Origin of the sequence: Glutamicibacter halophytocola, assembly GCF_001302565.1 — a bacterium.
In the GTDB taxonomy this organism is placed as follows: Bacteria; Actinomycetota; Actinomycetes; order Actinomycetales; family Micrococcaceae; genus Glutamicibacter; species Glutamicibacter halophytocola.
Genome location: NZ_CP012750.1, coordinates 1511927 through 1530932 on the forward strand (window position 1 = coordinate 1511927; position 19006 = coordinate 1530932).

Annotated in this window: 15 protein-coding genes; 10 read left to right on the forward strand and 5 right to left on the reverse strand. The window is 61.5% G+C overall.

Going from position 1 to position 19006, the window contains the following annotated elements:
• Positions 1-56: 56 nt before the first annotated feature.
• Positions 57-1979: a dihydroxy-acid dehydratase gene (gene ilvD / locus AOZ07_RS07000; protein ID WP_060701354.1), complete on the reverse strand. Its 1923-nt coding sequence runs from the start codon at positions 1977-1979 to the stop codon at positions 57-59.
• Between the two features lie 84 nt (positions 1980-2063).
• Between ilvD and AOZ07_RS07005 the strand changes: the two genes are divergently transcribed.
• Positions 2064-2843: a helix-turn-helix transcriptional regulator gene (locus AOZ07_RS07005; RefSeq protein WP_060701355.1), complete on the forward strand. Its 780-nt coding sequence runs from the start codon at positions 2064-2066 to the stop codon at positions 2841-2843.
• Positions 2844-2876: 33 nt separating this feature from the next.
• On the opposite strand, the gene AOZ07_RS07010 is transcribed toward AOZ07_RS07005, so the two are convergent.
• Positions 2877-3626 (reverse strand): alpha/beta fold hydrolase, encoded by a 750-nt coding sequence (locus AOZ07_RS07010; protein ID WP_060701356.1) that lies wholly within the window; start codon positions 3624-3626, stop codon positions 2877-2879.
• Between the two features lie 117 nt (positions 3627-3743).
• Between AOZ07_RS07010 and AOZ07_RS07015 the strand changes: the two genes are divergently transcribed.
• Genes AOZ07_RS07015 through AOZ07_RS07035 form a run of 5 tightly spaced genes read left to right on the forward strand, consistent with a single transcriptional unit; the run spans position 3744 to position 9408 of the window.
• On the forward strand, positions 3744-4469 hold the full coding sequence (locus AOZ07_RS07015; protein ID WP_060701357.1) for an NUDIX hydrolase: 726 nt from the start codon (positions 3744-3746) through the stop codon (positions 4467-4469).
• 46 nt (positions 4470-4515) lie between these two features.
• Positions 4516-5796, forward strand: coding sequence for a quinolinate synthase NadA (gene nadA / locus AOZ07_RS07020; RefSeq protein ID WP_084793164.1), 1281 nt, complete (start codon positions 4516-4518; stop codon positions 5794-5796).
• Positions 5793-7400: an L-aspartate oxidase gene (locus AOZ07_RS07025; protein WP_060701358.1), complete on the forward strand. Its 1608-nt coding sequence runs from the start codon at positions 5793-5795 to the stop codon at positions 7398-7400. The genes nadA and AOZ07_RS07025 overlap by 4 nt, the downstream gene beginning before the upstream one ends.
• Positions 7397-8263, forward strand: coding sequence for a carboxylating nicotinate-nucleotide diphosphorylase (nadC, locus tag AOZ07_RS07030; protein ID WP_236995285.1), 867 nt, complete (start codon positions 7397-7399; stop codon positions 8261-8263). The genes AOZ07_RS07025 and nadC overlap by 4 nt, the downstream gene beginning before the upstream one ends.
• On the forward strand, positions 8260-9408 hold the full coding sequence (locus AOZ07_RS07035) for a cysteine desulfurase family protein (protein WP_060701359.1): 1149 nt from the start codon (positions 8260-8262) through the stop codon (positions 9406-9408). The genes nadC and AOZ07_RS07035 overlap by 4 nt, the downstream gene beginning before the upstream one ends.
• Positions 9409-9451: 43 nt before the next feature.
• Here AOZ07_RS07035 and AOZ07_RS07040 read toward each other — a convergent pair whose 3' ends face one another.
• Together AOZ07_RS07040 and AOZ07_RS07045 are read right to left on the reverse strand one after the other, a co-directional pair.
• A complete protein-coding gene (locus AOZ07_RS07040) occupies positions 9452-10585 on the reverse strand; it encodes a hypothetical protein (RefSeq protein WP_060701360.1) in 1134 nt (377 codons plus the stop codon).
• 244 nt (positions 10586-10829) lie between these two features.
• Entirely contained in the window at positions 10830-11774 is a 945-nt protein-coding gene (locus AOZ07_RS07045) for an NAD(P)-dependent oxidoreductase (RefSeq protein ID WP_060701361.1), read from the reverse strand.
• A gap of 124 nt (positions 11775-11898) precedes the next feature.
• On the opposite strand from AOZ07_RS07045, the gene AOZ07_RS07050 reads away from it, so the two are divergent.
• The 4 genes from AOZ07_RS07050 (at position 11899) to AOZ07_RS07065 (ending at position 17303) form a co-directional block, all read left to right on the forward strand.
• The gene (locus tag AOZ07_RS07050) at positions 11899-12957 is read left to right on the forward strand and encodes a D-2-hydroxyacid dehydrogenase (protein WP_236995286.1); all 1059 of its coding nucleotides are present in this window, start codon (positions 11899-11901) and stop codon (positions 12955-12957) included.
• The gene (locus AOZ07_RS07055) at positions 12957-13775 is read left to right on the forward strand and encodes an IclR family transcriptional regulator (RefSeq protein WP_060701363.1); all 819 of its coding nucleotides are present in this window, start codon (positions 12957-12959) and stop codon (positions 13773-13775) included. Before AOZ07_RS07050 ends, AOZ07_RS07055 begins: the two co-directional genes overlap by 1 nt.
• 201 nt (positions 13776-13976) lie before the next feature.
• On the forward strand, positions 13977-15455 hold the full coding sequence (locus AOZ07_RS07060; RefSeq protein ID WP_060701364.1) for an MFS transporter: 1479 nt from the start codon (positions 13977-13979) through the stop codon (positions 15453-15455).
• A gap of 441 nt (positions 15456-15896) precedes the next feature.
• Positions 15897-17303: an SH3 domain-containing protein gene (locus tag AOZ07_RS07065; protein WP_060701365.1), complete on the forward strand. Its 1407-nt coding sequence runs from the start codon at positions 15897-15899 to the stop codon at positions 17301-17303.
• A gap of 110 nt (positions 17304-17413) precedes the next feature.
• On the opposite strand, the gene AOZ07_RS18135 is transcribed toward AOZ07_RS07065, so the two are convergent.
• Positions 17414-18790, reverse strand: a complete 1377-nt coding sequence (locus tag AOZ07_RS18135; RefSeq protein WP_194943825.1) for a D-alanyl-D-alanine carboxypeptidase family protein — start codon at positions 18788-18790, stop codon at positions 17414-17416.
• Between the last annotated feature and the right edge of the window lie 216 nt (positions 18791-19006).

Sequence of the window (19006 nt, forward strand, 5' to 3'; positions counted from 1 at the left end):
AGCCACAAGGCTGACCCGGCATTCGCTGTGTGCTGGGTATTCCAGCGGGCACTGAACTAGGCTTGAGCGCCAGCCCGTGCCGCGGCGGCTTCGCGCTCGTCGGCTTCGCGCAGTGCGCGCTCCACGCGGTCAACGTCGCGGACTGCGCCCTTGTCTGCGGACAATGCCATGGCTGCATAGGCACGCAGCGCAGGGGAGACCACGCGCTCGCGGCTTGCAGGGCGGTAGCCGGTGGTCGCGATCAAGCGCTCGCGGCGTTCGGCCAAGACCTCTTCGGAGACGTTCAGGGTCAGCTCGCGGGTCGGGATGTCGATGGAGATGGTATCCCCGTCTTCCACCAACGCGATCATGCCGCCGGAGGCTGCCTCGGGCGAGACGTGTCCGATGGACAGGCCCGAGGTGCCGCCGGAGAATCGGCCGTCGGTGATCAGCGCGCACGACTTGCCCAGGCCGCGTCCCTTGAGGAATGACGTCGGGTAGAGCATTTCCTGCATGCCCGGACCGCCCTTGGGGCCCTCATAGCGGATGACAACTACGTCGCCTTCCTTGACCTGCTTGTTCAGGATCTTCTCCACTGCTTCATCCTGTGATTCGCAGACCACTGCCGGGCCGGTGAAAGTCCAGATCGATGGGTCCACGCCTGCGGTCTTCACCACGGCGCCGTCCACGGCGATGTTGCCGCGCAGCACGGCCAGGCCGCCGTCCTTGGAGTAGGCGTGCTCGACTGAACGGATGCAGCCGGCTTCCGAGTCGGTGTCCAGCGTTTCCCACTGGGCCGACTGCGAGAAGGCGGTGGAAGAACGCACTCCGCCTGGGCCAGCATGCCACAGGGCGCGGGATTCTTCGCTAGCGCTGCCGCCGCGGATATCCCACTCGTCGAGCCATTCGCCCATGGTGGCGGCGTGTACGGTGTGGACGGTTTCATCCAGCAGTCCGCCACGGCGCAATTCGCCGAGGATGGCAGGAATGCCACCGGCGCGGTGGACATCTTCCATGTAGTAGATCTTGCCGCCTCCGGCAGCGTTGGGAGCTACCTTGGCCAGGCATGGCACGCGGCGGGAGACCGCGTCGATTTCATCCAGGCCGAAGTCCACTTCGGCCTCGCGGGCCGCGGCCAGCAGGTGCAGGATGGTGTTGGTGGAACCGCCCATGGCGATATCCAGGGCCATGGCGTTGCCGAAGGCTTCGACGGTGGCGATGCTGCGTGGCAGCACCGAATTGTCGTTCTCGCCGTAGTAGCGGTTGGCGATGTCCACCACCACCTTGCCGGCGTTTTGGTACAGGTCCTTGCGGGCGGTGTGGGTGGCCAGCGTGGAACCGTTGCCTGGCAGCGACAGGCCCATGGCTTCGGTCAGGCAGTTCATCGAGTTCGCGGTGAACATGCCGGAGCAGGAGCCGCAGGTCGGGCAGGCCGATTCCTCGATGCGCAGCAGGTCTGCGTCGGAGACGTTTTCGTTCACTGCTTCGGAGATTGCGTCCACCAGGTCCAAGGTGCGCACGGTGCCATCGACCAAGGTGGCGCGGCCGGCTTCCATCGGACCACCGGAGACGAAGACGGTAGGGATGTTCAGGCGCAGTGCGGCCATGAGCATGCCCGGGGTGATCTTGTCGCAGTTGGAGATGCAGATCAGCGCGTCGGCGCAGTGGGCGTTGACCATGTATTCCACGGAGTCCGCGATGAGATCGCGGGAGGGCAGCGAATAGAGCATGCCGCCATGGCCCATGGCGATGCCATCATCGACGGCGATGGTGTTGAATTCGCGGGGGATGCCGCCGGCAGCCTCGATGGCTTCGGAAACAATGCGGCCTACCGGCTGCAGGTGGGTGTGCCCGGGAACGAACTCGGTGAAGCTGTTGGCCACGGCGATGATTGGCTTGCGGCCAAGATCTGCGCCATTAACGCCGGCTGCGCGGAACAGTGCGCGGGCGCCGGCCATATTGCGGCCATGGGTAACGGTGTGTGAACGAAGTGTGGTCATTTTAAAATCTCACCACAATTTTGTTCCCAAACCCAGACGGTGACGATACTAGTAGTACTACTACCATGATAATGAGGTTTGGTTATGAACGCAGGTCAGCGCCGTCGCGAGGAATTGGCGGCATTCCTCAAGGACCGCCGTGCACGTGCCGACAGGGCATCGCACGGATTGCCGGAGGTTGGCCGAAGCCGGGTGCGCGGTTTGCGCCGCGAAGAAGTCGCCACCCTGGCCGGGGTTTCCGCCACCTGGTACACGTGGCTGGAACAGGCCCGGGACATCAACCCCTCGCGCCAGGTGATGCAGTCGCTTGCACGCCTTTTCCGCCTGAGCGCCATAGAAACCAGCTATCTCTTGTCATTGGCCGGGCACGGCGAAGTGGCACCGGAAGAATCCAGTGCCATGACCCCTGCCTTGCAGCGTTTGCTGGACGTGATGGATTTCCCGGCTTTCCTGCTCTCAGCCGACTGGGCCATCATCGGCTGGAACGCCGAATACGCCCAGCTGTATCCGCGGATCAGCACCGTGGAAGCCGAGGACCGGAACTTGCTGTGGCTGGTCTTCACCGACGCGCAGCTGCGCGACATGCTTCCCGACTGGGAGAAGCAGAGCCGCGGATTTGTCGGCAGCTTCCGTGCCGAAACAAGAGGATGGCTCAGCCCTTCGGGAGAAACGGGAATTGTCGCGCGAGTCTCGGCAGCTTCAACGCAGTTCGCAGCCATTTGGAATGAACGGGATGTCGCGGGCTTCCAAACGGGAGAGCGGCTCTTCCGCCACCCCGTCAAAGGGCTGACCAAATACGAGCAGCACAACCTGACCCCGGCAGAGGCTCCGGACCTGACCTTGCTGATGTACGTTCCGCTTTAGTCGACTGTTGTCTGGAAACTGCATTAGGTTGTCTCAGCTTTCCATGAAAGCCAGCGCCTTCTCCTTGAATTCGCGGCTGGTCACCGCATTGGCATGATTGCGTCCGGCCAGCCACAGCACCTCGTTGGGCGTGCCCGCATCCTTGAGCAGGCGGCGCAAGCGCGGCATCGTCGTTGCCAGATCGTCCTGGTCGCCAGCTGCCAAAAGCGTTGGCGCGGAGGGGACTTTCGCAGCGGGATCGTAGGGTTCAGTCTTGATCGCTTCAATCAGGTCAAACAGGGCCGCCAGTTCATTGCTCGGCTCCGCGGCAGCGATCTTCATGATGGTCGCGGTGTAGTCATCGTTGATCGGCTCGCCGGTGGCGACGTTGGCCTTGGCCTGGGCCAGCTCGAACGCGGCCAACGGGTCTGCGGCGCCGGGGCCGCCCATGACAAGGTGCTCCACCAAGTCGGGGTTGAACGCCGCGAACTCCCAGGCGAGGCGGGATCCCAGCGAATAGCCGATGACGTCCACGGGTCCTTCATCCAATTCCATGACGATGGCGGCCAGTGCCTGGCGAATCTGGCTTGGCGCCCAGCTTCCGACATTGCGCCGGGGGTCGTTGCCATGTCCCGGGAGATCCACGAGCAGTACATTGCGTCCGGCATCAGTGAAATATTTCAGCCATCGAGAACGCTCCCAATTCAATTCGCCGGATGAGGCGAAGCCGTGGATGAACAGCGCGGATGGGCCACTCACCTCGGCGTTTGCGCGTATCACTCGAAGATTCAGATCCAGTGTCATGCCTTAGATCATAGGCCATCACGACTTGATTCCAGGACCGGGGTTAGTGTCGCCAACGACTTAATGTCACAATGACTCTAACGATATTCGGCGCAGTGGAAATGAGGCAGGAAGAACATGTCATCGGCACCGGGATGGGCGAACGTCAACGAACGCCGCAACCTCCCACCTGCCCTGGCCGTCTCGACGGTCATCCTGGGCATCAGGGAAGGGCAGGACGGCGGCCCGGACAAGCTCTGCTTGCCGCTGGTGCGCCGAATTCGCCAACCGCACGCAGGATTGTGGGCACTGCCCGGAGGGCCGGTCGATGCCCGCGAATCCCTGGGCCAGGCAGCCGGGCGGAACCTGGCCGAGACCACCGGCCTGCGGCCGAGCTACCTCGAGCAGCTCTACACCTTCGGGGATATCGACAGGTCGCCCACCCATCGACTGGTAACTATCGCCTACTTCGCATTGCTCAATGCGGACCAGGTCGGGGCGACGGTCCAGGACGAGAACGTGGCCTGGTTCGATATCGATGATCCGGGCATTGCCCAGCTGGCCTTCGATCACCGCAAGATTGTTGACTACGCGCTGTGGCGGCTGCGCAATAAAACTGAATACGGGCAAATCGCGCATCGACTCTTGGGGGAGCGATTTACCCTGGCCGCCCTGCGTGGCGTCTATGAAGCCATCCTGGGCAGGAGGCTGGACCCGGCAAATTTCCGGCGCACGCTGAAAAATACCGCCACCATCGAGGCCACCGATGAATACCTTGCCGGCGGGCAGCACCGCCCGCCTCGCCTTTATCGCTACGCAGGCCATGGCCCCGACCCGCTGGAAGTCGACCCAGCGCAAGCCTAGAACTTTCCACCCGCTTCAACCCTTATTCGCATGAAATGGACAACCCATGAGCACCCAACTCACCGGCAGCAACGAATCTGTCGCACAGAACATCACCCGGCTGAACCTCTTGGCCCCAGGCTCCACCTGCTCCACGGACCTCGCCGCCAACCCATGGGATACCCCGGCAGGATACGGGCCGGGTGCCTCCCAGGAAGACGAAGTTCCAGCAGGCTACCCGGTGCAAGGCTCCATCCCGGAAGAGTACTTGAAGGCCGGCGATGCCGAGCTTGACGCCCGCATCCTGGCAGCCAAGGAAACCCTCGGCGACAAGGCAGTGATCCTCGGGCACTTCTACCAGCGCGATGAAGTGGTGAAGTACGCGGACTTCGTCGGCGATTCCTTCCAGCTGGCCAATGCCGCCTTGACCCGCGACAAAGCCGAAGCCATCGTCTTTTGCGGTGTGCACTTCATGGCTGAAACCGCCGATATCCTCAGCCGCGATGACCAGTCGGTGATCCTGCCCAACCTCGCCGCCGGCTGCTCCATGGCTGATATGGCGGACGGCCCCAGCGTCCAGGCTTGCTGGGATGAGCTCACCGCGCTGTACGCGGATGAAGAAGACGACGGCCGCATGCCGGTGATCCCGGTGACCTACATGAACTGCTCGGCAGAGCTCAAGGCCTTTGTCGGCCGCAACGGGGGATTGGTCTGCACCTCATCGAATGCAGCCACTGTCTTGGAGTGGGCTTTTGAGCGCGGGCGGAGGGTGCTGTTCTTCCCCGACCAGCACCTGGGGCGCAACACCGCCAAGGCCATGGGCGTGCCGCTGGAACAGATGCCGATGTGGACCCCGCGCAAGGAACTGGGCGGAAACGATCCGCAGACCATGCAGGATGCCAAGGTGATCTTGTGGCACGGATTCTGCTCTGTCCACAAGCGCTTCACCCCGGCGCAAATCACCAAGGCCCGCGAGGAATTCCCCGGCGTCAAGGTGATCGTGCACCCTGAATGCCCCATGGAGGTGGTTGATGCCGCGGACGCGGCCGGCTCCACCGACTACATCCAGAAGGCCATTGCCGCTGCCACCGAGCCCACGGTCTTCGCCATTGGCACCGAGATCAACATGGTCAACCGCCTGGCAGCCCAGTACCCGCAGCACACCATTTTCTGCCTGGACCCGGTGATCTGCCCTTGTTCCACCATGTACCGCATCCACCCCGGCTACCTCGCCTGGGTGCTCGAGGAACTGGTCGCCGGGCGGGTGGTCAACCAGATCACCGTGCCTGCCGAACAGCAGGGCGACGCGAAAATTGCCCTGGAGCGCATGCTGGCAGCCAAGCCATGAGCCCAAGAACGCTGGCAATTATCGGCTCAGGCGTCGCTGGATTATGCGCAGCCCTGGAGGCGGTGCGCCTCGGCCTGCCGGCCATCCTGCTCACCAAGCAGCAGCTGGGCGACGGAAATAGCTCCTGCGCCCAAGGCGGCTTGTCAGCCGTGACCGCGCAAGGCGAAGCCGCGGGGGACGCCGTGGCCAGCCATGTCGCCGACACCCTGCGTGCCGGAGCCTGGCACGGCGGGGCAGAAGCAGTCCAGGAACTCTGCGCTTCGGCAGCAGGCCTGGTGAACACGCTCGAAGAGCACGCGGTGCAGTTCGACAAGGACGCCTCCGGGAACTACCAGCTGGGCCTCGAAGCGGCGCACAGCGCCCACCGCATCCTGCATGCCGGAGGGGATGCCACCGGTGCCGGGCTGGTGGCCGCCCTGACCGCGGCGGTGCGCTCGGCCGAGCGCCGCGGGCTGATCGACGTCATCGAGAACGCGCTGGTGGTGGATCTGGACTTTGCCGGTGCCCACCGGCGAACCGTGCACTATCTACAGGGGGATCGTTCCCTGGAGCTGTATGCCGACGCGGTGCTCTTGGCGACCGGCGGGCTGGGCTCGCTGTATGCCGCGAGCACCAACCCGCAGGGGGCCACCGCCGACGGCATCGGACTGGCCGCTCGCGCCGGCGCCGTGATCAGCGACCTGGAATTCATCCAGTTCCACCCGACCCTGGTTGACCCGCAACTGCACCCGCAGGCCGGGATGATCAGCGAGGCTGTGCGCGGCGAGGGAGCGGTGCTGGTCAACGAGCTGGGCCAGCGGTTCATGCTCGAGCTGGATGAACGGGCGGATCTTGCGCCCCGGGATGTTGTCGCACGGGCAATCCACGCCCAGTACCAGGCAGGCCACCAGGTCTTCATCGACGCCCGAGCGGTGGAAACCCTGAAGGGCGCCGGGTTCCTGGCTCGCCGCTTCCCGTCAATCACCGCACGGTTGAAGGCCTCCGGGCTGGACATGGCCCTGGCCCCGATCCCGGTGGTGGCCGCCCAGCACTATGCCATGGGCGGGATCCACACCGACACCCGCGGGCGCACCAGCATCCCGGGGCTCTATGCCGCCGGCGAATGCGCGAACACCACGGTGCATGGCGCCAACCGGCTGGCCAGCAATTCGTTGCTGGAAGCCATGGTCTTCGCCCGCAATGCCGTGAACGCCATGGGGGCCGATGCTCCAGGGCGCGCCTGCGGCATCGGCGAACTCGTGGTGGGCCAGCTGCCCGCAGTGCAGGCCCAGGCTCCTCTGGAATTGCCGCAGCTCCAATCCCTGGCCAGCGAGCACCTGGGCGTTTACCGCACCGGCGAAGGAGCGGAACAGCTGATCAGGGTGCTCGATGCCAGTGCGCCGGTAGCCCAGGACCAGCGCGCGCTCGTTGAACTGGACAACCTCTACACCTGCGCACGGATGATCGCCTATGCGGCGAAACAACGAACCCAGTCCCTGGGCGCCCACCATCGGGTGGACGCGGCCAGCCAGGACAATGCCGGGAACATCGTTCGCTACGGCTGGGTGCTCGATAGCGCGCAGCCGATGATCCGCCAGCTTGAAAACAAGGAAGTACACGCGTGAACCAGCCAATCCATCCGGTGCCTGTGGCCGCCATCGACCGCATCCTGGCGATGGCCTTTGCCGAGGACCATCCCCGCGGGGACCTGACCGCAGACACCATCGTGCCGGTGGACGCCCGCGCCACGGCCGTGGTCAGCGCGCGGGAACCGGGAGTGCTCTCCGGCGGCCTGGTCTTTGCCCGGGCCATGGCAACGCTGAATCAGGACATCGAAGTCACCCAGCTGGTCGCGGACGGCGAAAAGTTCGCGGCGGGAGATGAGCTGCTCAAGGTCGAAGGCCCGGCAGCATCGGTGCTCAGCGCCGAGCGCGTGGCACTGAACCTGCTGCAGCGCATGAGCGCCATCGCCACCGCAACCCGCGAGCTGGTTGACCTCGTGTCGCATACCAAGGCCCGGATTGCCGATACCCGCAAGACCACTCCGGGACTGCGGGTCCTGGAGCGCTATGCGGTGCGCTGCGGCGGAGGAGTGAACCACCGGGACAACCTCTCCGAAGCCTTCATGGCCAAGGACAACCACCTGGCCTTGCTCGGGGAAGGCGAAGAGCTCACCGCCGCCCTGGAGGCAGTGCGCGCCCGGCTGGGGCACACTACCGCAATGGAAGTTGAAGTTGACCGGATCGAGCAGATCCCCGCGGTCCTCGCGGCCAAGGTGGACATCATCATGCTGGACAACTTCGACCTGGCAGACATCCCGGACGCCATCGAGCTGATCGGCGGGCAGGCAATCATCGAGGCCAGCGGCACCGTCAGCGCCAGCACCGCCAGAGCCATTGCCGAAACCGGCGTGGACATCATTTCCAGTGGCGCCATCACCCACTCGGTGCGGGCCATCGACCTGGGCTTGGATATGGTTATTGCATGATCTACATGGACGCGGCCTCCACCGCCCCGCCCCGCCAGGAAGTGCTCGACCTGGTCACGCCGCTGCTCACCAGCAACTTCGGGAATCCCGCGTCGCGCCATGAGCTGGGCCATCAAGCCAAACGGGCCAATGACTGGGCCCGGGCCCAGGTGGCCGGCCAGCTGGGTGTTGGCGAAGGTGAAATCTACTTCACCTCTGGCGGAACCGAAGGGGATAACACCGCGGTGATCGGTGGTGCCCTGGCCAACCCCCGGGGCAAAGTGGTCCTCAGCAGCGCCATCGAGCATCCTGCGGTGATGGAAGCCTGCGCCTACCTGGCCGCAATCCATGGCTTCACGCACAAGCTGATCCCCGTCGATGAATATGGCATGGTCGATGTGCGCGCCGCCAAAGACCTGATTGACGACCAGGTCGCCCTGGTCTCGGTGATGTCGGTGAACAATGAAGTGGGCACCATCCAGCCGATCAGGGAACTGGCCCAACTGGCGCATGATGCCGGGGCGCTCATGCACACCGATGCGGTGCAGGCCGCCGGCTGGCTGGACCTGGCTGAGCTGGCCTCGCACGTGGATGTGCTGAGCCTGTCGGGGCACAAGATCGGTGCGCTGAAAGGCAGCGGCGCGCTGTACATCAGCCACCGGTGCGAGGTCCTCCCGCTGCTGCACGGCGGCGGGCAGCAAGGAGGCCAGCGTTCTGGCACCGAAAATCCGGCCGCGTCCGTTGGCATTGCCCGGGCGCTCCAGCTCTGCGCCGAACAGCGCCAGCAAGGGGCCGGAGACAGCTATGGGAACTATCTGATCGACAGGATCACCAGGGAGCTGGAGGCGGTAGCCCCGGGATTGGTCCAGCTCACCGGCCATCGCGAGCAACGCATCGGCGGCATTGTTTCCTTTGTCTTCCCGCGCACCGCAGGGGAAACGGTGCTCATTGAACTGGAACGCCGCGGAGTGCTGTGCTCTTCAGGCTCGGCCTGCTCTGCGGGGAGCACCGACCCCTCGCCGGTGCTCACCGCCATGGGTTACGACGAGCAGCTCGCGCACACCGCGGTCCGCTTGTCCTTCACCCGGGGCACCAAGGAGAACGAAATCAGCCAGGTGGCCAGCGCCGTGGTGGCCACCGTGAAAGCCTTGGTGGCCGGAGCCTAGCGCCCGTTCTTTTACGGCAAAGCACGAAGAATGAGCGCAACCACTAGTCGCTAATCTGGGTATGTCTAATTCGATCGAGTAGTTTAGCGATTACCGCTGACTCTTCACGGTTCATGGAAGAATCGACATTTGCCACCTTAGTGGCGGCATCAACGACGTCACTGAAATCGCCGGTTTCAATATCTATGAGCTGCCAGACGTCGTCAGGATCGATGTCAACGATGTTTGCGAAGCCTTCATCGATGACGTCGTGATGTTTTCGAATGGATACCACAAGATGGCGAATCAACATTGCCTCATCATCTGAAACTGTATTGTCTGCCATTATCACTAACCATGCCACCCACAAGAGCAACCGTGGGTGGGTAGTGCGCTCGCTTAAACGCCGGGCGATTTCAATAATTCGAGCTTCATTTCGGAAGACGGATTCTGCATGACGGCCTGCAACCAGTGTTGTGTATCGATTGATAATAACGGCCAGGGGAACTCCCACAAGTGGAAGGCCAATCTTAATGACATTGCGTTTCAGCAAGAACTTTCCAACAATAGGAAGGCTCTTCGCCGCGGTTAATACGGATTTTGAGTAAAAACGTTTGACCAGTGGCCGGATCATGGCGGGAACAATTTTCACCACACCCTCACGGGCAATTTCACCGCCCTTGATGGTAAAAGCTACGCGGATTAATTTCCACATGTCTTCAGGATCCGCAATATCTAACGGAACTCTGTAGAGCACTGAAATGTCATAGGCGAGCCGAAGCTGGAGCTGCGTGATAAAGGCTACGTCTACCATGACAGTCGCAATCGCGGCAGGCACAGTCGCAGGCGAGGCTCCTCCTAAAGTCCCGATTGTTGCAGCGATCGTGGTGGTGTATGCACCCGCGGAAAGGCCTCCTTCAATGGCGGCGTACCTGCTAGCCATCTTGATTCTCTGATCAACGACGGCAATTGCAGGAACTCCTTGGTACTTTTCTTGGAAATACTTTGCATCCACCTTTGTTGTGTATGCCTTCAAGGATTGGGCGCATAACTTTGTGAACCATCCACCGGATTTGATGTCATCTGGGCTGAGCGACGAGACAAAGTCCCGGAGCTCACTTCGCTGACGTTCGACAGTACTCCGTTCGTCTTCGATGACATCGTCTTCGTTGAGGTTTTCCGATGGAGAACTGGTCATAATGGTCCTTCCAAGTGGTTTCGTCTCCTTGCTGGTGAGCCAGTTATTGGAAACGTATAGGTGCCAATTGGTCCTTTGTGCACTAGCTTAGTCGTTGTACCAGCTCTGTATTTCAGTGAAGTAAATGTCGCCGCTACATGATTTGGGAAATAGGAGTTTCCTAAACCATTAGTCGCTCAACTTTCGTCCCCTTGTCGAGAGCCGTGAGGCCGAAATTTTCGAGACAGTCTGGTAGGGCGAGCCCCTAGCGCCCGGAGATGAAGCGCTTGGTGACCGAAATATCCCGGTCGCCCAGCCCGGCCTCAATGACCTCGTCGATCGCCTGGCGCAACACCGGAAGCAGGACGGCATGGGTGCCCGTGGATTCTGCGATCTCGTGAGCCCCCGCCAGATCCTTGCGCATGTACTTAATCGCCCCCGACGGCGAATCATCCCCGCTGACCAGCCGATCTTGCCGGCTTTCGAGCAAGCGCGAGGCGGCATAGCCGTGGCCCAGCAGGTTCCACATCGATTCAAGATCCAGCCCGGACCGCTCGGCCAGCACCGAAGCTTCGCCCAGGGCAAAGATCGTGGCGCTCACCACCAGCTGGTTGCAGGCCTTCGCCACCTGCCCGGCGCCGAGCTCGCCCAGGCGCACCGGAGTCCCGCAAGGCGCAAGCGCCTGCGCCGCCCGGGCACATAGTTCGCCAGTGCCACCGAGCATGATGGACAGGGTTCCCTGCGTAGCTCCGTCTTCTCCGCCGGAGACCGGGGAATCGACGACCGCTATGCGCTCGCCGTAGCCTGCCTCTAATTTATCTGCCAGGGCCCGCACGCCGGGTGCCGAACAGGTGGAGCCAATCAGCAGCAGCAAAGGCGGGGACGCGGGATCGCGGTGCTCGAGGCCGGCCAAAATGCCGTCGGGCGCTTCGAGCGCCTGGGCGATTTGCGGCAAGTCCGGGAGCATCAACAGGATTTCATTGCATTCGGCGGCCAGCTGGGCAGGATCATCTGCCCAAAGAATGCTGCCGGGGCCAGCACCGGCAGGCAATGCGGAATTCAGATCTGCCAGGACAGATTCTTTGGGACGGCTCGATGCCACGCGGACCGTTCCGTGCGCTGCTGCCAGCAGGCGAGCCATGGGGCGTCCCATGGCGCCCAATCCGATCACGCCGAGAATGGATGGGGGATTCGGGGATGCTGAATTCATCGACAACTCCTTTGTTGGGTGGTGGCAGTGCCAGCACGACATCAATGGTCAATATAGCGAACTCTGTTCAATATACTGTCCATAGCGCTATGCTGTCACTCGACGGAAAGAAAAGGAAGCGATGATGCCAACAACACAACGCCTGCGTGTGGGAATTGCCGTAGATTTGCCGGCTGCGGACCTGGAGCTGATGCGGGAACTCGAACCACGTTTGGATTTCATTTATGAACCCGGACTCTACCGGCCACAGCGCTGGCACGGCGACTGGGAAGGCGAGCCCTCGTTCAGCCGCACGCCGGAGCAAGCGGAACGCTACCACCAGATCCTGGCGTCCTCGCAAGCGCTTTTTGGCATCCCGGATGTGAATCCCGGGCTATTGCAGAGGACCGTCCGCGAGAATCCGGATCTCCTCTGGGTGCATACCACTGCCGCCGGTGGCGGCGCCCAAGTGAAGGCCGCAGGGCTGAATGCCGATGAGCTTGACCGCGTCACCTTCACGACAAGCGCCGGTGTCCACGGCTCGACCCTGGCGGAGTTTGCGCTTTTCGGCGTGCTGGCTGGCGCGAAGAATCTTCGAAAGCTGGAAGCCGACCAGGCGCGGAAAAACTGGCCTTCGGAACGCTGGCGCATGCGCCATCTTGATGAGATGACGATTCTCGTCGTTGGGTTGGGTGGAATTGGAAAGGCGGTGGCTGAACGATTCAAGGCTTGCGGTTCCACTGTCTGGGGCACCTCGCGCAGCGGCAAACCGGTATCCGGCGTGGATCGGCTGATCGATCCCTCGCAGCTTGCTGCCGCAGCCGCCGAGGCAGATGCCATCGTCGCAACCCTTCCAGGTACGGGAAGCACCGAAGGGCTGCTTGGCTCCGCGGTCTTTGAAGCTGTTAGCGAAGGAACGATTTTTGTGAACGTCGGCCGCGGAACAGTAGTGGATGAATCGGCCCTGATCCCAGCACTGGAAGCCGGGCGCATCGGATTCGCTGCCTTGGATGTAGTGGCGCAGGAGCCCTTGGCGCCGAATAGTGTTTTGTGGGATCACCCGAACGTTTTGATTAGCCCGCATACCGCCGCATTGAGCAACCAGGAAACCACTCGAATTGCCCGGCTTTTTGCGCACAATGCCACCTGTTTCCTTGACGGGCAGGTATTGCGCAACAAGGTGGATACCGTAGAATTCTACTGATGACAAGCGTAAACGAAGTAGCTGATGGTGCTGGGGAGCGGAGTGCGCGCGACCCCGCGCCCGCGGTGACGCGCGCAATCGGAATCCTTGGCTTGCTCGCCGAAGCCGATGGCCGCGCCCTTTCGCTCAGCGAGCTTGCGCGCACTCTGGGCATTGCCAAATCCTCCTGCGCCAACCTCTGTCAGGCATTGGAAGATGGCGAGATGATTCGGCGCACCGGCGACGGTTTTGGGCTGGGGCGCCGCAATGCAGAACTCGGCGGAGCTTATTCCCTCCAGTTCAACCAGGTGCGCGAATTCTTCGGACTGATCTCCTCATCGCCGACCTTGCATGGAGAGCTGGTGCAGATTGCCATGCTCGACGGTGCTGATGCACTGTATTTGGCCCGCCATGAAGGGCGCACCCCTTATCGCTTTGGCGCACCTTTGGGTTCCCGCCTGCCTGCGGCTTTCAGCGCCACCGGCAATGCGCTGCTCCTGTCGTTGGGTGATGACCAGCTCGCGGAGCTGATGGATGGCGTTCTGCCGATGCGCAGCGGCATTGACGGCCTTGAAGTGACCGCCAAGGATCTGCGCCAGCGCCTGGCTGTTGCTCGCGAGCGTGGATTTGCGGTGGATGAAGGGCATTCAACCAGCGGCGTGACCGGCGTAGCGGTGCCCCTGGCCGCCTGGTCTCCTGGGGATCCTCCCTTGGCCCTGGGAACCGCCATGCCTTCGGACCAGGCTGATCCGGTGCGTGTGGCCGCGATTGGCACCGCCTTGCGCGAGGTGGCTGCCCGGCTAGAAAATCCCTGGAGGGCGCGCACGGCACGCGACTAAAACGCCGCGAGGAAGCCAGCCGGATAAGAAGTTCACGGCGCCGCCCCATCGCCCCGCTTACAGCGGGACGATGGGGCGGCGCTTTTTCGTGTTCCGGATTCTCCCTAAATTTAAGCGTCCACTATGTTGTACACCGTTCGCTATGCTGGTATCTTCAATGCAGGAAGTAGTGATGCGATTCACTCGTCGAAGGAGACCTCCATGAATACAACACCAGAACGGGCCGCTGGCTCCGGTGGGGCAGCGCTCGATGCGCACTACGCCAAGAACCTGCAGCGGGCGACCCTAGCCTCCAGCATCGGCAGCGCATTAGAGTATTTCGACTTTGCTCTTTATGGCCTCGCCACCGCACTGATTTTCAATGTGCTGTTCTTCCCCCAGGGGGACCCTGCCATGGCCACGGTCGCAGCATTCGCGACCTTCGGCGTCGGCTTTGTCGCTCGTCCTTTCGGCGGATTGTTCTTCGGAATGCTTGGCGACCGGCTGGGGCGAAAAATTGTCCTGATCATCACCATCATGCTCATGGGCGGAGCATCGACACTTATCGGCGTGCTTCCGACCTATGAAACGGCAGGCATCTGGGCGCCTATCCTGCTGGTGCTGCTGCGCCTGCTCCAGGGCTTTGGCGCTGGTGCGGAACAGGCAGGGGCCACGGTCTTGATGGCGGAATACGCGCCAGCTGCCCGCCGCGGATTCTTCTCGGCACTGCCATTTATCGGTATTCAGGCAGGAACCCTGCTGGCAGGCATTGTCTTCTCATTGCTGACCATGCTTCCCGAAGAAGCGCTGATGAGCTGGGGCTGGCGAGTTCCGTTCTTGGCATCCTTTGCGCTGATCATCCTGGCCGTGCTCATCCGCTCAAAGCTGGAAGAAACCCCAACCTTTGTTGAGATGGAAAAGCGGGAACAGGTTTCAGAGCACCCGCTGCGCGAGCTCTTCCGCACCGGCTTCCCGGGCGTGCTGGTGGGAATCGGTCTGCGCATGGCCGAAAACGGCGGTTCCTACATGTTCCAGGGGCTGGCCTTGAGCTTCTTCGTCACCGTTATCGGTCCAGAAGCCGACAAGGGATTGCTGACCTGGGGTGTCACCATTGGTTCGCTGATCGGTGTGTTCACCGTTCCATTGGCTGGCGCGCTTTCCGATCGTTTCGGACGACGCATCATCTACCGTGCGGGCGCAGTCTTCATGCTGGTGTACTCCTTGCCGGCATGGTGGGCACTGACCCTGGGCAACCACGTCCTGGCTATCGCAGTGATCGCGATTGGCATTGGCTTCGCCGTGGCCACGATGCTTGGCCCACAGTGCGCCATGCTTCCGGAACTGTTCGGCAGCCGCCACCGCTACCTTGGCGTGGCCATGGCTCGCGAACTCTCGGCCGTCCTGGCTGGCGGCCTGGCCGGCGTGCTAGGTGCGTACCTGATTGCCATCACTGATGGCAACTGGCTGGTGCTGGGACTATACATGACGGTATTGGCTTCCATTACGGTGGCTTCCACCTTCCTCGTTCCTGAAACCCTGCGCAGGGATCTGACCCGTACCGATGACGCCGTCAAGATTTCATCGGTCGAGGCCGGCGATGACGTGTGGCTCAACGGGAGCCAGGGAACAGGAGCTTCTGCCGTATCCGCGCGAACCTCTTTCACCGTGGACCGGGACTCGATTACCGCTGACGAGCACTAGTCCACAGCAACGACAAGCGTCAAAAATAACGCAGGAACTCCGGGCAACTCGGTTGCCCGGAGTTTTTGCATTGGCTCAACGCGTCGCTGCCCCAACCCAGGTATGCAGACTCCGTCACCGCGAAGGCCAACCGGATCGTGGATCGTGGCCTCTGCCCAGTTGATTCAGCGGGATTTTGACTACTGAAAAGTAGCAGGCGGAATGCAATCCTGTTCATCAACCTCAGAATCGGGCGCTGATTTGGCCCATTGCAGGTGCGCGGACGGGCGAGATGTGGCAAAGTTACAACAAGAACGTAGACCCATTTGGGGCACGATACCGGCGCAGTCTCGTGACTGAGGCCAAAACCAAGTCAACTCGCATCACTCTGGCCCGGGGAACGCTGCAACACGCGTGCAATGCGCAAATGAGTCCACCCCGATTCACGACAAGAAGGACCTAATGAGGATTCCTGGACGCACCGCCGCTGTGGCGCTGGCCCTAACCATGACCATTGGAACGGGTGCTCAAGCTACCGTGGCTACCGCTGCCAATGCTGAGGTTCCCAAGTCATTGCCTACGAGCAAACTGAACGTTGTCGCGGCGAAGTCCACTATTGCCAAGCGCTCCACCGCGAACCTCCGCATGCGTGCCAAGGCGACGACCGCTTCGGCCACCCTGGCTGTCATTCCCAAGGGCACCAAACTCGCGGTCTTGGCGACCAGTGGCAAGTGGAGCAAGGTCAAATACGCTGGCAAGACCGGCTGGTCCTCCAATTCATACTTGGAAGCCGTCGCCACAACGTCAAATTCGAGCAGCGGCACCCTTCGCTACACCACTGCGAACCTGAACCTGCGTACCGGAGCTGGAACCGGGTATCGCACTGTGGGGATCATCCCCAAGGGCGAACGCGTTACCGTCCTGCAAACTTCAGGTGGGTGGGCCAAGGTCCGATCGTCAAAGGGGACCGGCTGGTCCAGCCTTGGCTACCTCAAGCCCGCAGCCAGCTCCTCTAACCCACCGAAGCCTAGCCCTGAATCGTCACCCACCACGGGATATACGACGGCCAGCCTGCACCTTCGAACCGGGGCGGGAACCAGCTACCGCTCCGTTGGCGTGATTCCCGCGGGCGAAAAGATCAAGATTTATCGCTACTCGGGCAACTGGGCCCAGGTATCCTCGTCCAAGGGAACCGGATGGGTCAGCAAGGCCTATCTTGGCAAGGCCCCAGTGAGCCAGAAGCCGCAGCCAGAAGGTCCGTCCTCCACGGTCGCCTACGCGTCCGTTGGCGTAAACCTGCGATCCGGTGCAGGTACCGGGTACCGGGTGCTTGGCGTCGTCCAGGCGGGCGAGAAGGTCACCGTTCGCTCTTCCTCGAACGGCTGGTCCAAGGTCTCCAGCCGGATCGGCAGTGGCTACATCAGCTCCAAATACCTCACTTCCTCTCAGCTGCAAGGCGTGCGCAGCGATACCCAGCTGGTCATGAATACGGTTCGCCGGCTTTTCGCCGGCGACTTCACCTCGCTGGGCACGATTCGTGCCGGCTCGACCGGACACAGTTCCGGAAGAGCCGTGGACGTGGTCATGGCGAACTACAAGAGTGCATCCGGCATTCAAGCTGGCGACCGCATTGCCCGGTTCCTCTTGGATAATCGCCAGCAGTTGGGGATCAGCTACCTGATTTGGCAGGACAAGATCTGGTTGTCTGCCAAAAAGGGCTGGGAGCCTTACTCCACCTCTGGCAAGTACGGCACTCAATTCACCAATAATTGGACAGACACCACCAAGCACATGGACCACATCCACGTGGAAACTCATGGTGAGTCGGCCACCGGCGGAGCCTTGAATTACCGGGCGCTGAACTACTAGTACTAGTTCTGGCCGACAGGCCGTGACCGGAAAACAGTTGGCAACTCAACCGCGGCTGTGCCCCCTTGGCAATAATGCCCAGGGGGCACAGCCGTAGTCCCATGACTGGTTTAGCGCAGGTACTTGCCCGACACCCAGCCCGTCTTGGACGAGTACTTGACCTTGTACCAGCCAGACTTCTGGGTACCGGTCAAAGCCACCTTTTTGCCCTTGGGGATGGTGAGCACCACGCGATGATTTGTTCCTGCACCGGTGCGCATATTCAAATTGGCGATGGTCTTTTTGGAGGCAGTTTTCGAGCTGGACTTCTGCTTCTGGCTCTTAGACTTGGGCGCCGAGTCGGAGAAGCCGCTCAAGTAATGGCCCGAAACCCATCCTGACTTGCCTGCGTACGCAACCGGATACCACCTGGACTTCTTGGATCCGGTGATGGCCACCTGCTTGCCGCGAGGAATCGTCAAGATGACCCGGTTTCCCGTGCCAACTCCGGTGCGCATGTTCAGATTCGCGGTGGTCTTTGCGGACTTGGATTGAGTGCTTTTGGGCTTGTTGTCCTTGGAGCTTTCCTTTTTCTTCGTAGTGGAAGGCATCGACACGTCGCGCAGGTAGGTCCCGGATACCCATCCGGTCTTGGAGCTGTACCGCACCTGGTACCAGCCCGATTTCTTGGAGCCGGTCAGCTGTACGCTTTTGCCTCGCGGGATCGTGAGCAGAATCCGATTGTTCGTGCCTGCACCGGAGCGCATGTTCAGGTTCGCGGTGGTTTTTGCGGTGCCCTTGGACTTCTTGCCAGAATTGTTCTTGGACCCGTTGCCAGCGACGCCATAGTAGGCCTCGAGAGTTTTTGCGCCTGAATTCTTGTAGCTCTTGGCCAACGTGGTGCCAAGATAGCGGAAATGCCATGGCTCGTAGGAGTAGCCGGTGACTGATTCTTGTCCCTTGGGATAGCGGAGGATGAAGCCGTACTTGTGGCCATTCTTGGCGACCCACTTGCCCACTGGAGTGTTGGCGAAGCAAGCCTGCAGGCCGCAGGCGCGGTTGTGGTTGCCAACGTCGATGGCCAGCCCGGTTTGGTGCTCGCTGGTTCCGGGAATTGCCGAGATTTTGGATGCGTAGCTCTGGCCGTAGATGCGGGTGTAGTAGTTGTACAACTCAGCCTGGCGGGCGTAGGAACGATAGCCGCTGACGGCTCGAATGCGCACGCCATCCCTGGCCGCCGCTTTGACCATCTTGGAGTATGCAGAGGCTGCCGAGGATTTCAGCCGAACATTGGTGCCCTTGACGGCCACGGTTTTCGGAGCATATTTTTTCGGGCTCAACGGGTAGTTCCTATTAACGAAGACATCCGTTTTGCCTGGATCGCGCTGGATCTTCTTCGAAGCAATCTGCACGATGGAATCCACCGCGACCATTGGTGCAGCAACCTGTGCAGTGCCAGGCGCCGGCGGAGCAGCTGTCGCAGGGGATAGTGGCAATAAAGCGGCCATGAGCGCTGCTGACAAGATTGCGGACAGTGTGATCTTTGAGGCATGAGACTGTTTCATTGGTCCTCCACTGCAGGTGATGAGCGATGCGAAACTCATTCCACCACCATTTGCAAGCCGATACAAGGTTTCTGCAATTGGTTGATGATGAATGGACTAACCAAGATGCTCAAGTTTTGGGCTTGTTCATCATTTGGTTCGGTGGCTTGCGTTGGCTAT